This is a genomic window from Jatrophihabitans sp. (assembly GCF_036000465.1).
GTDB lineage: Bacteria > Actinomycetota > Actinomycetes > Mycobacteriales > Jatrophihabitantaceae > Jatrophihabitans.
Genome location: NZ_DASYFV010000062.1, coordinates 1 through 12461, shown reverse-complemented (window position 1 = coordinate 12461; position 12461 = coordinate 1). Strand labels below are relative to the sequence as shown.

The window sequence follows — 12461 nt, the reverse complement described above, 5'->3', positions numbered from 1 at the left end:
ACCCGTGGCCGGCCGGAGCGGCTCGCGCTGGTCAGCACGTTCACGGTGGTCAGCAGGTTGTCGCGCAGCGTCGTCGCCACGAGATCGAGGTCGCGGCTACCGCTGACGTGGCTGGCCAGGTGGAACACGAGATCGGGGCGGACGTCGTCGAAGACGTCCTGCGTCGCGCCGGGATCGGCGAGGTCGGCCTGGCGGCTGGTGATGTCGCCGACGAAGGCGTCCGGGTAGGCCGGCGGGTCGTCGGCGGCCGGCTGCCGCGAGACGCCGTGCACCTCGGCCCCTGCCGCGGTCAGCGCCCGGACCAGATGGGTGCCGATGAAGCCGCTCGCCCCCGTGACGAGAACGCGCTGCGAATCCAGCCCCCGCAGATTCACGACAACGATCCGATCCTGATGGGGCCCGGCCCCGCACCAGGCCCCTGACCGCGACTCTAACGGCGGACGGCGGCCGGCGGTGGCCCGGATCGACCGCAGGGTTCGCCCGGCGCGATCAGTACTGGGCGCAATCGGTCGATAGGGTGCAGGCATGGGCCGACCGCGCGTCTACGTCGATCTCGCCGGCGGTTTGGATGCCGAGCACTGGCGCGCGCGGCACGAGGTCGACGAGGTGCCCGACGCGGCGCCCTACGGCCTGCACCGCATGGCCCGCGAGGGCGTCGACGTCACGTTCCGCCCGCCGCCGTTCACCGAGCACAGCGGGCGCACGAGGACGGCACTCGCCCGCGTGGCCCGTTCGGCCCGACACCGCAGCGGCGCCGGCGCCGAGCTGGTCGAGGCCTTCGACACCGCACGCCGCCGCGAGCGGCGGGCCGCCGACTTCGTCCTCTGCTACGACGAGCGGACCGGTGTGCCGGCGGCGCTGGTACCGCACCGTTTCGCGCCGCCGACGATCACCGGGGTCGCCTGGCTGACCTCCCCCGCGGAGGCGCCGCCGATGATGGCCCGGCTCGCCCGTCGAGCCCTGCCGCGCGCGGCCTTCGTCTTCGCGCAGAGCGCGCCGATCGTGCCGCTGCTGACTCGCGAGTGGGGCGTCCCGAACAGCCGCACCACCTTCGTGCCGGTGGGCATCGACACCGACTTCTACCGCGTCCAGCCGCCACCGGAGCGTCCGGGAGTGGTCGTCGGCGCGGGCGAGGACCGCAACCGCGACCACCAGCTGCTGATCGACGCCGTCGCCTCGCTGCGACCGCACCACCCCGAGATCGCGCTCGAGCTCGCCACCGGTCTGCCGGTGCAGTGCCCGGACGGGTTGGTCACTCTGCACACGGGCCGCCTCGACGGCCGCATGCGCGACGTCTACGCCCGCTCCAGCGTCGTGGCCGTTGCCCTCAAGCCCTCGATCACCGGTTCGGGCCTCACCGTCGCGCTCGAGGCGATGGCGAGCGGGCGTCCGGTGGTCGTCACGGCGAACCCGGGCATGGACGACTACGTCGTGCACGACGAGACCGGCATCCTGGTCCCGCCCGACGACCGAGACGCGCTCGCCGCCGCGATCAAGGCCCTGCTCGACGACCCGCAGCGGGCGGCGGAGATGGGCGCGGCCGGGGCGGCGCGGGTGCGCTCGATGTTCACCAGCGCGGTCATGGCGCGGCACTTCGCCGAGCTGGTGAAGGGCCTCTGACCCTCGCCTCCTGAGGCCGGTGTGAGGGCGGTCGTCGCCCCGGTGGACCGGGACGAAATGATCGTCCCGGGAGCTCACGCCGGCGGAGTGTTGGACGAAGGCAGTTAGGGACCCGGTTAGCCTTCCGGGAACGGGACGAGGAAAGGGGGTCGACCTTGCAGATCCACGACTACGTGCGCGCGCTGCGGAAGCACGTCGTGCTCATCCTCGTCTTCCTCGTCATCGGGATCGGCCTGTCGGCGGCGCTGGTCGCGCGGTCGAAGCCGAGCTACACGTCGTCCGAGTCGATCCTCGTGTCCGGCAGCGACTCGACGAACGACGCGAACCAGGTGGCCGCGAACCGCATCTCGTCCTACCTCACCGTGGCCGGCAGCGACCTCGTGGCGAACCGGGTCGACGAGAGCCTGGCCGGCAAGGTGCCGACCGGCACGTACTCGATCGCCGCGGCGAACCCGACCGGTACGGCCATCATCGAGCTCAAGGCGACGGCGGCGACGCCGACTGCCGCGCGACTCGTGACCACCCAGTCCGTCTCGGTCTTCATCGCCGTCGTCCGCGAGATCGAGGTCAACGCCAGCTCCGGCGGCAAGCCCGTCTCCACCCTCGTCGCGATCGGCGAGGCGAGCGTGCCCGTGTCGGCCTCCACGAGCAACTCGCTGATCCTCGCCCTCGGCGCGGCAGTGGGGTTGTTCCTCGGCGTCGCCGGCGCGCTGCTGCGCTACAGCCTCGACTCGTCGTTGCAGGACGTCGACCAGGCCGAGGCCGAACTGGGCGCCGGCGTGCTCGGCGCGGTTCCGCTGCTCAAGCGTCGGGCCCGCTCCCAACTGTTCGTCGGCGATCGCGGTGCCGCGGGCGACGAGTTCCACAAGATCGCCGTGCGGGCCCACCACCGGGCCGGCGGCGGCGACCCACGCATCCTGGTGGCCAGCAGCGTGCGGGGTGAGGGCTGCTCCACCGTGGCCCGCAACCTCGCCTGCGCGCTGGCGCTGAACGGGGTGCCGACCGTGCTCGTCACCGAGGAACAGTTCGCCAACGACAGCACCGAACCGGTCGCCCGGCAGGGCAAGTCGGCGCCGCGCGCGCAGATGCGACTGCGTCACCCGGTGGACAGCCCGAACGACCTGCGCGTGGTGTCGCTGCCCGAGGACGCGCGCACCGACTCCGACCGCGCCGCGACGAACTGGGCCCAGGAGGCCCTGAAGCTGCTGGCCAACCAGACCCCGGCCGTCCCGCGGACGGTGGTCGTCGACGCCGGCCCGTCGATCGACAACGCCGAGACCGAGATCATCGCCGACCTCTGCACCCACGTCGTGGTCGTGGTCGAGACCGGCCGCACCGACCGCGCGATCGCCCGCCGCACGATGCGCCGCTTCGCCGGCTACGACCTTCCGGTCGTCGGTGTCGTCCTCACCCCGAAGCACCGGCGAGGACGATGGCGCTAGCGCCGAACATCCTGATCGTCAGCTACCGCGCGGCCGATCTGCTGGATCGGTGTCTTGACTCGGCGGCCACCTGGCTGCCGGGTTCCCCCGTGCACGTGTGGGACAACGCCTCCGACGGAAGCGATGCGGTGCGCGACCTCGCCGCGACGCGGGACTCGGTCTCATGGCACTTCAGCCCGGACAACCTCGGCTTCGCCGCGGCGGTCAACCGGCTCGCCGCCCGCACCACGGACGGCGACCTGCTGCTGCTCAACCCCGACGCCCGGCTCGTCGGCGACCTGTCCGGCACGCGGGCGCTGGTGGCCTCGGGCGGGCGGGTGGCGGCAGCCGCGCCGCTCGTACCGGTCCCGCACGGGCGCCCGTGGGACAACGCGCACCGCGAGCCCGGCCTGCTGCGCCAGCTCGGCTCGTACGCCGGGCGGGGCGGATCACGGCGAGCGCTCACGAGCGACCTCTACCCCGCCCCGCCGCTCGGCCCCGTCGGCTACCTCACCGGCTCGTGCCTGCTGATCTCGCGCGCCGCCTGGCGGGCGGTCGGGCCGTTCGACGAGCGCTACTTCCTGTACTCCGAGGAGGCCGACTGGGCCGCCCGCGCCCGCGCCGCCGGTTGGACGCTGCACCTCGTCGACGAGCCCGGCGCCGAGCACGATGCCGGCGGCACGGTGGCCGACTCCCCCGCCCGCAGCGCCCGCAGCCGGCGCCTGCTGCGCGAGAGCCAGCTGCGCTACCTCGGCGACCACCACGGCCGGGCGAGCGCGACGGCGTACGGCGCGGCCACCGCGGCGCTGAGCCGGGTGCAGCGCTCGAAGCGGGCGCTGGCCGCGCGGGCGGACAAGCCGCACGTCCTCATCACCAGCAACACCCTTGACGTCGGCGGGGCGGAACGGCAACGGGTGCTGCTCGCCAACGGCCTGGCCCGCCGCGGCTACCCCGTCAGCCTCGTCGTGCTGCAGCACGAGGGCCCGCTGCGCGACGAGGTGAGCCGCGATGTCGAGGTCGTGGTGACGCCGTGGCGGGTACCCCGGCCCGATCTCGACACCGCGGCCGTCGTCGTCACTGGCACCACGAACACCGAGGCGGCCTACGGGCTGATCTGGCGTCACGCCGCGCTCGGGCACGGCCGGCGGCGCTGGCTCGTCGCCGCCCACACCGCGCCGCAGCCGGACGGCCCGACCTACAACTCCAGGCTGGCCCGGCTCATCCGGCGCAGCGACGGCGTGATCGCGCTGTCCGAGTCGCACTGGCGGCAGCTGACCGAGCGGCAGTACCTGCACGCCGCAGACCCCTTCGTCGTCGCGAACGGCGTGCCTGCACCGGCCGGCGAGGTGGGCGAGACCGCGCCGGTAGGCCCGGACGGCGTGCGCATGGTCTTCCTCGGCCGCCTCGTCGAGGGCAAGGGACTGCAGACGGCGATCGCTGCGCTGGCCCGGCTGGCCGACCGTCCGTGGACCTTCGACATCTACGGCGACGGCGCCCACCGCGCGCAGCTCGAGGCGGCGGTCCCGGTCGAGCTGCGCGGCCGCATCCGCCTGCCCGGGTGGGTCGCCGACCCGGCCGACGCGCTACGCGATGCCGATCTGATGGTGCTGCCCAGCCGGCTCGAGGCCCAGCCGCTGTCGCTCCTCGAAGCGATGTGGTCGGGCGTGCCGGTGCTGGCCAACGGCGTCGGGGCCATTCCCGAGATGCTGGCCGGCGGCGCCGGGTTGCTGGCCGCCGGCCTCGACGTCGATTCGTGGACGGACGCGCTGCGCGAGGTGCTCGACCATCCCGAGCAGCTCGCCGCCCTCGGCCGGGCCGGGCGCGAGCGGGCCGCGGCCGCGTTCTCGGTCGACGCGATGCTCGACGGCTACGAGCACGTCCTGGGCGCAGTGATGGCATGAGCGACTCGCTGACCGTCACCCACCTCGGCAACTCGCCCGACGACTACGGCGGCATCGCCTCGGTGATCCGCGCGTACGTCGAGGCGGACGAGCCGGGGCTCACGATCAACGCGATCGCCACCTACGACAGCACCAGCCGCGTCCGCACCGTCCGCCGGTTCCTGGGCGCGCTGCTGCACCTCGTCACCCGTCGCCGGCGCGGGCTGGGCGTCGTCCACGTGCACATCTCCCTGCGCGGGTCGTTCGTTCGGGAGGGCGCACTGGCCGTCGTTGCCGGCCTGCGACGGCTGCCCGTCGTCATCACCCTGCACAGCGGGCGCTTTCCCGACTGGTCCCGCGGGCACCCGCACCTCACCACCCTCGTGCTGCGCCGGGCCGACCGCATCACCGTGCTGTCCGAGGCCACCGCCGAATACCTGCGCGCGCTCGGGTTCACCGACGTCGAGCGCATCCCGAACCCGGTCGCCGTGCCGCATGATGTCGCAGCGCCGGGCGACCGGCCCACCGCGGTGTTCGCCGGCGCGCTCTCCGCACGCAAGGGCGTCGACGTCCTGCTCGCGGCGTGGCCCGAGGTGGTGCGAGCGGTTCCCGAGGCGCGGCTGCAGCTGTTCGGGCCGCTGGTCGACGCCCCGCTCGACCCCGACGTCCCCGGCGTCGAGTACGGCGGCGAGCAGCCCCACGACGTCGTTCAGGCGCACCTCGGCCCGGCCTGGGTCGGCGTGCTGCCGTCGCGCTTCGAGGGGCTGCCCATGTTCCTGCTGGAGGCCATGGCGGCGGGGTGCGGCGTGGTCGCCACCCCGGTCGGCGGCATCGGCCAGCTCGTCGACACCGAGCCGGCCACGGGCGAACTCGTCCCCGTCGGCGACGCCCCGGCGCTCGCCGCTGCGCTGATCCGTGCCCTCGACCCCGCCACGGCAACGGCCCGCGGTCAGGCCGCCCATGCCTTCGTGCGCGACCGCTTCAGCCGCGAGCGGATCATCGCCCGGATGCGAGGAGTGTGGCTGCAGGCGGCATCGGCTCGAGACTGACCGCTTCGGCCGGATCGTCCAGTTCGGCCCGGTGCTCGTGCAGCCAGAGGTCGAGGTACGCCAGGCCGGCCGCGCCGGCCACGAGCGCCGGCTGGTAGAGCAGATTGGTCTGGAACGTCGACTGCACGGCCAGCACGAGCAGCCCGGCCGCGGCGCCGATCGGCGGCCCGATCAGCTGCCGCCGCCCCCGCCGGTAGATGTGGCGGGCCGTGGACGCCACCCGCGCCGTGAGCCAGATGATCGCCAACAGCCCGGGCAGCCCGAGCCAGAGCCAGATGCCGATCGGGGTGTTGTGGATGAAGCGGCGGTCGCTCGCGGTCGTGATGTCGAGCAGCGGACCGTAGTAGGCGTTGGACGCGCCGTAGGGCAGGTTCAGGCCGACGCCGGTGATCGGATGGTGCAGGATCGCCGGAATCGCGTTCTCGAGCTCGTTCTGGGTGCGGTCGGTCAGGCTGCTGTCCGACAGCGTCGCCGAGCTGACCGTGCTCGCCAACCGGGTATAGGCCGTCTTCGCCGTGTAGCCGAGCGCGCCGCTCGCAGCGAGGGACAGCAGGATCGCGGCGGTACCGACGAGAACCACGAGCCGCTCGGTGAACACCAGCAGGCGCGGCCGGAGGCTGACGACGGCCGGCACGACGAGCCCGACGAGCAGCAGCGGGATCCAGGTGCTGCGGGTGAAGCTCATCAGCTCGATGTAGAACATGGCCGAGATCGCGATGAGACGCAGGACCGGGCGGTCCCGCAGCGCCGCGCCGCACATGAGCATGATCAGCACGAGCGACACCATGCGCAGGGCGGGCGGGTCGATGCGGTCGACGTGCGCGACCGCGTTGGCGGTGATCAGGTAGTCGACCGAGCGGCCCGAGATCGGCAGACCGGTGACGATGCCGATCGCGGCGAGCACGCAGCCGGCGGTCGTCGTGGCCACCAGCCAGCGGGCCAGTAGGGACGCCCGTCCGTGGAAGGCGTTGCGCAGCACGAAGAAGGTGGCGAGCGCGAGCATGGAGCGCACGGCATCGATCGCCTCGCGCACCGGCTCGCCGTTGCGGATGCCGACCACCGCACCGAAGAACACCGCAGCGATCAGCGCCGTCATGGGCCCGGTCAGGCGATAGCCACGGGCCGGGGCGCCGTCGGCGATCCAGCGACGCAGGATGGCGACGAGTGCGGTGAACAGGATCAGTTCGGCGATCGAGGCATGGATCGGTCCGAGGCCGAGCTGGCCGAACTTCGGCGTGACCACGGTGCCCCACATGACCAGCAGCAGCACGGCCGCGATCACCGGTCGCAGCGTGAAGACGAGGAACGCGGCCAGCCCGCCGACGAGCAGCAGGCCGAGCACCGTCCCCTTGAGGAAGTAGGCGGCCATCGCGCCGACGGCCAGGACGGGGTACACGACGGCCACCAGTCCGGCCACGCGGTGCTTGATGCGGACCTCACGGTCGAGGGTCATCGCGACCGTCCCTCGGACACGGCGGTCGGCGCGGATCCGGCGCCGGCGGGATGCAGACGGTCTTTCCAGCGCAGGAATCTCTGCTCGACGAACACGTAGCTCGCCGTCGCGACGGCGAACGTCGCGATCAAAGTCAGCAGGACGACCAACCACGGTGAGGCGTTCGGCCAGAAGTGGCCGATCGTGAGCACGATCGGGAAATGCCACAGGTAGACGCCGTAGGAGATCTTGCCGACCGCGACGGCCGGCGCCTGCACCAGCACCCGGCGGATCACCGAAGGCACGGCTCCCACGCAGTGCGCGACGAGCAGCAGGGACGCCACGACCGCAGCCGGCGCGTACAGCCCGTCCGGAACCGCACGGGTGAGCGAGAACACCAGCAGCACGACCGCAAGCAGCGCGGCACCGGTTGCGCCGGCCATCGCCGAGCCGAGGACCCGCGCAACGGGCGGCCCCTCGGGCGAGAGCACCAGGGCGAGCGCGCTGCCGGCGAGCAGTCCGAACGCGGTGGCGATCGGCGAGAAGTCGGTGCCGTTGAAGGTGAACTCGTGCGCGTACAGGGCGGCCGACCCCACCGCGAGCGCGATCAGCAGGCCGGCCAGCAGCCCGGGCCGGCGCACGTAGCGCAGGCCGACCCCCAGCACGACCGGCCAGAGCAGGTAGTACTGCTCCTCCAGGGCCAGCGACCAGGTGTGCGCGAACGGTCCGATGTAGGCGTGGCCGTAGGTCATGTAGACGTTGCCGGTGTACGTCGCGGCGAAGAACGCCTCCTTGACGTAGTGCGGCAGCGTCCCCGACAGCCACGGGTACCCGAGCACCGCCACCGCCACCACGAGCAGGAGCGCGGGGTAGAGCCGCAGCAGGCGGCGGGCGTAGAACAGCCGGAAGTGGACGCGTCCGGTCTCGCGTCGTTCGGCCAGCAGGATCGTCGTGATCAGGTACCCGCTGAGGACGAAGAAGACGTAGACGCCGACGAATCCGGAGAACCGGGCCGGCTGCCACACGTGGTGGATGACGACGACAAGGACGGCTACCGCGCGGAGCCCGTCGAGCTCCGGTCGGTAGGTCAGGCTTCGGGTCGCACGACTCACGCCAAGACGCTAGCGCGCCACCGGTGCAATTGCGGGTTGCACAAACAGCCGATCTTCACGCATGCTGAAGTCCTGCACGCCGGGGGTAAGACCAGTGCAGACGGCGACGGGGGTCGACTTTCAGGGAGTCCCGTACATGCCCCGGCTTCACCTCACAGCAAGATCCCAGCCCGCCCCCAACCAGCGCCGCCCCTTTCGGGCCTGGCGCTCGCGCGTCCTCACCCTCGGCCTGGTGGGTCTCACCGTCTCGGTGCTGACCTCCGGCACCCCGCACGGCGCGACCCAGGTCACCGCAGCGCCGCGGGCCAGGCTCGCCACGACTTACCTGCCGATGTACGTCGGCAACTACGAGACGGGTCTGCGCCAGTTCCAGTCCACCCCGTGGAACGACCTGCCCTACGCCCCGACGCTGGTCCGCACGCCCACTTTCGACGGCGGTTACGCCGGCCGGTACACGATCCCGGCCGGCGGCCATCGCTGCGAGAGCGTGCCGAACCTGCGTTCCTTCCACAACGGCGACGACCTCTGGTTCCAGTTCTCCACCCGCCTGGCCGGCAACTTCCCGCTGTCCACGAGCCGGTGGCAGGTACTGACCCAGTGGAAGAATTCCGGTGACGGGTCGCCGCCGCTCGAGCTCGTCGTGGCCGGTGGCATGTGGCGCATCGACGGCGGCTGGGGGTACCCCGGCGGCCCGCGGATGGACTGGCGCCTGCTCGGCCGGGCCCGGCTCAACGTCTGGGAGACCTGGACGCTGCACGTGAAGTTCTCCTCGAACCCCTGGGCCGGCGCGGTCAGCGTGCGTCGCAACGGCGTCGCGGTCGTTCCGGGCTGGCGCCCCAAGGCGGGCACGCTGTACCCGGGCCAGACCTCGTACATGAAGATCGGCTACTACCGCGATCCGCTGATCAACCAGACGGGCACGGTCTACCACGACCGGCTCAAGGTCGGCACCACGCCGTGGTCGGTCAGGTAGGAGACGCGCGCCGACCCGGCGTGTGAGGTCACAGTAGGCTCGGCACCACGCGGTGATCTCCGCGTGGTGCCGCACCGACCGACCAGTGGAGCAGTCATGGCGTCTCACCCGTGCCGGATCTGCGGCTCCCCGGTGCAGACGACCTTCGTCGACCTCGGCATGTCACCCCCGTGCGAGGCCTTCCTGCCGGCGAGTCGTGTCGACGACGGCGAGACGTTCTACCCGCTGCACGTCGGCATCTGTGACCGGTGCCTGCTGGTGCAGCTGCCCGAGTGTCTGCCCGCCGACGAGATCTTCACCGAGGAGTACGTCTACTTCTCCTCGTACTCGAAGTTCTGGGTCGCGCACGCCCGCCGCTACGCCGAGCGCATGACGACCGAGCTCGGCCTCGGGCCGCACAGCCTCGTCACCGAGGTGGCCAGCAACGACGGCTACCTGCTGCAGCACTTCCACGCCGCCGGCATCCCGGTGCTCGGCGTCGAACCCTCCGGCGGCGTCGCGAAGGCGGCGCTGGAGAAGGGCATCCGCACCGAGGTGACCTTCCTCGGCGCCGAGACCGGGCAGGAGCTCGCCGCGCGCTACGGCCGGGCCGATCTCGTCGCCGGCAACAACGTCTTCGCGCACGTCCCCGACCTGCGCGACTTCGTGGCCGGTCTCGCCGCGCTGCTCGCCGAGGACGGCCTGCTCACGCTGGAGTTCCCGCACCTGATGCGGCTCATCGAGGGTCGCCAGTACGACACGATCTACCACGAGCACTTCCAGTACCTGACGGTGTTGACGGCCCAGCGGGCGCTCGCGCTGTCCGATCTCGTCGTCGTCGACGTCGAGCAGCTGAACACCCACGGCGGATCGCTGCGCCTGCACGTGCGGCACGCCGCGGCGGGACACGCGATCGGCCCCGCGGTGGCCGAGGTGCTGGCCCTCGAGGAGGCCGCCGGGCTGCACACGGTCGAGGGGCACCTCGGCTTCGCCCGCGCGGTCGACAAGATCAAGTTCGATCTGCTCGAGTTCCTGATCGGCGCGGCCCGCGAGGGCAAGACCGTCGCCGGCTACGGCGCCCCCGGCAAGGGCAACACGCTGCTGAACCACTGCGGCATCCGGGCCGACCTGCTGCCGTACACCGTCGACATCAACCCGCACAAGCACGGGATGTTCCTGCCCGGCACCCACATCCCGATCCACCCGGTCGAGCGCATCCGCGAGACGAGGCCGGACTACGTGCTCGTGCTCCCGTGGAACCTGCGCACCGAGATCGAACCCCAGCTGTCCTACGTCGCCGAGTGGGGCGGGCGGCTCGTGTTCCCCATCCCCGAACTCACTGTGATCTGACGAGGTTCTGTGATGAAGGTTGTGCTCTTCTGCGGCGGTTACGGCATGCGCATGCGTGACGAGGGGCACGACGCCCCGAAGCCGATGGCCATGATCGGCGACCGGCCACTGCTCTGGCACGTCATGCGCTACTACGCGCACTTCGGCCACACGGAGTTCATCCTGTGTCTGGGCTACGGCGCGTGGGCGGTGAAGGACTACTTCCTGCACTACGACGAGACGCGCTCGAACGACTTCGTCCTGCGCAACGGCGGCGCGACGGTCGACCTGCTGTCCCACGACATCGCCGACTGGACGATCACGTTCGTCCAGACCGGGCTGGAGACGCCGATCGGCGAGCGGTTGCGCCGCGTGCGACCCCACCTCGGCGACGACGAGATGTTCCTCGCCAACTACGCCGACGTGCTCACCGACGTCTCGCTCGACGACATGGTGCAGCGGCTGACCGACAGCGACGCCGTCGCCTCGATGCTGGCCACGCCGCCGCAGTCGTCGTTCCACGTCGTGCGCAGCGACGACGACCAGCGCGTCACCGACATCCACTCCGTCGCGACCCTCGAGCTGCGCGAGAACGGCGGCTACTTCGTGCTCCGGCGCGAGGTCTTCGACGTGCTGGGCGAGGGCGAGGATCTCGTCGGCCACGCCCTGCCGCGGCTGGCCAAGGAGCGCAAGGTGCTCGCCTACGAGTACGACGGGTTCTGGATGCCGGCCGACACCCTCAAGGAACGCGCGCAGCTCGAGCAGATGTTCGTGTCGGGTGACCGTCCGTGGGCGCTCTGGGAAGGGCGCACCGAGCCCGGCGTGAGCCGGCGGGCCCCGCGCACCGCGATCGCCCCGTCCGAGCGCTGAGGTGTTCCCACTGCTGCTGGCTCCGGCGGACCGGCCGCTGCGCCTGCTTGCCCTCGGCGCGCACTGCGACGACATCGAGATCGCCGCCGGTGGGACGCTCCTGCGGCTGGCCGCCGAAGTACCGGGCCTGCAGGCCGACCTCGTCGTGCTGAGTTCGACACCCGAACGCGCGGTGGAGTTCCGGGCCTCGGCCGCGGCCTTCTGCGCGCCGGCCGAAGTCGACGTCGAGGTGCACGACCTGCCCGACGGCCACCTGCCGCAGGTGTGGGACGACGTGAAGGCACGCATCGAGGCGCTGGCCGCCCGACTGTCGCCCGACGTCATCCTCGCCCCGTCGCGACACGACGCCCACCAGGACCACCGGCTGCTGGCCGAGGTCGTCACCACCTGCTTCCGCGATCACCTCGTGCTGCGCTACGAGATCCCGAAGTGGGACGGCGACCTCGGGGCCGACCGGCCGAGCCACTACGTCCCGCTCGCGCCCGAGACGATGCAACGCAAGTGCGAGCTGCTGCGCGAGCACTACGTGTCGCAGGGCACCCGCGACTGGTGGAGCGACGAGACCTTCCGGGCCCTCGGCCGGATTCGCGGCATGGAGTGTCGCGCGCCCTACGCCGAGGCGTTCACCGTCGAGAAGGCGATCGTCTCCTTCTCATCCGACCCGTCCTGACCACCGCACCGACCCGGGGAGTTCTTTCGACATGCGCGTGATGATCACCGGCCACGAGGGCTACATCGGCACCGTCCTGCGGCAGGTCTTCGCCGCCGCCGGGCACGACGTCGTCGGCCTCGACAC

At 71.9% G+C, this 12461-nt stretch carries 12 protein-coding genes; 9 read left to right on the top strand and 3 right to left on the bottom strand.

What is annotated here, in order from left to right:
• Positions 1-374 (bottom strand): NAD-dependent epimerase/dehydratase family protein (locus VGN18_RS18075; protein ID WP_327541116.1); only part of this gene is annotated, 374 nt, incomplete at its 3' end.
• Between the two features lie 151 nt (positions 375-525).
• On the opposite strand from VGN18_RS18075, the gene VGN18_RS18070 reads away from it, so the two are divergent.
• From VGN18_RS18070 to VGN18_RS18055, 4 genes are all read left to right on the top strand, one after another.
• Positions 526-1620, top strand: coding sequence for a glycosyltransferase family 4 protein (locus VGN18_RS18070; RefSeq protein WP_327541115.1), 1095 nt, complete (start codon positions 526-528; stop codon positions 1618-1620).
• Positions 1621-1775: 155 nt separating this feature from the next.
• A complete protein-coding gene (locus tag VGN18_RS18065; RefSeq protein ID WP_327541114.1) occupies positions 1776-3062 on the top strand; it encodes a Wzz/FepE/Etk N-terminal domain-containing protein in 1287 nt (428 codons plus the stop codon).
• Complete coding sequence (locus VGN18_RS18060; protein WP_327541113.1) at positions 3053-4942, top strand: glycosyltransferase; 1890 nt, start codon at positions 3053-3055, stop codon at positions 4940-4942. The genes VGN18_RS18065 and VGN18_RS18060 overlap by 10 nt, the downstream gene beginning before the upstream one ends.
• Complete coding sequence (locus VGN18_RS18055) at positions 4939-5970, top strand: glycosyltransferase family 4 protein (RefSeq protein WP_327541112.1); 1032 nt, start codon at positions 4939-4941, stop codon at positions 5968-5970. The genes VGN18_RS18060 and VGN18_RS18055 overlap by 4 nt, the downstream gene beginning before the upstream one ends.
• Here VGN18_RS18055 and VGN18_RS18050 read toward each other — a convergent pair.
• Together VGN18_RS18050 and VGN18_RS18045 are read right to left on the bottom strand one after the other, a co-directional pair.
• Complete coding sequence (locus tag VGN18_RS18050; protein WP_327541111.1) at positions 5918-7423, bottom strand: O-antigen ligase family protein; 1506 nt, start codon at positions 7421-7423, stop codon at positions 5918-5920. The two genes, VGN18_RS18055 and VGN18_RS18050, sit on opposite strands and share 53 nt — an antisense overlap.
• Positions 7420-8514 carry an acyltransferase gene (locus VGN18_RS18045; RefSeq protein WP_327541110.1) on the bottom strand — a complete coding sequence of 365 codons (1095 nt, stop codon included), beginning with the start codon at positions 8512-8514 and terminating at the stop codon, positions 7420-7422. The genes VGN18_RS18050 and VGN18_RS18045 overlap by 4 nt, the downstream gene beginning before the upstream one ends.
• A 232-nt stretch (positions 8515-8746) precedes the next feature.
• Here VGN18_RS18045 and VGN18_RS18040 point away from each other — a divergent pair, with 232 nt between their 5' ends.
• The 5 genes from VGN18_RS18040 to VGN18_RS21145 all read left to right on the top strand — a co-directional run.
• A complete protein-coding gene (locus VGN18_RS18040) occupies positions 8747-9487 on the top strand; it encodes a heparin lyase I family protein (protein ID WP_327541109.1) in 741 nt (246 codons plus the stop codon).
• Positions 9488-9583: 96 nt separating this feature from the next.
• Positions 9584-10816 carry a class I SAM-dependent methyltransferase gene (locus VGN18_RS18035; RefSeq protein ID WP_327541108.1) on the top strand — a complete coding sequence of 411 codons (1233 nt, stop codon included), beginning with the start codon at positions 9584-9586 and terminating at the stop codon, positions 10814-10816.
• 12 nt (positions 10817-10828) lie between these two features.
• A complete protein-coding gene (locus VGN18_RS18030; RefSeq protein WP_327541107.1) occupies positions 10829-11665 on the top strand; it encodes a sugar phosphate nucleotidyltransferase in 837 nt (278 codons plus the stop codon).
• Position 11666: 1 nt separating this feature from the next.
• A complete protein-coding gene (locus tag VGN18_RS18025; protein ID WP_327541106.1) occupies positions 11667-12335 on the top strand; it encodes a PIG-L deacetylase family protein in 669 nt (222 codons plus the stop codon).
• Between the two features lie 31 nt (positions 12336-12366).
• Positions 12367-12461 (top strand): NAD-dependent epimerase/dehydratase family protein (locus VGN18_RS21145; protein ID WP_349259963.1); only part of this gene is annotated, 95 nt, incomplete at its 3' end.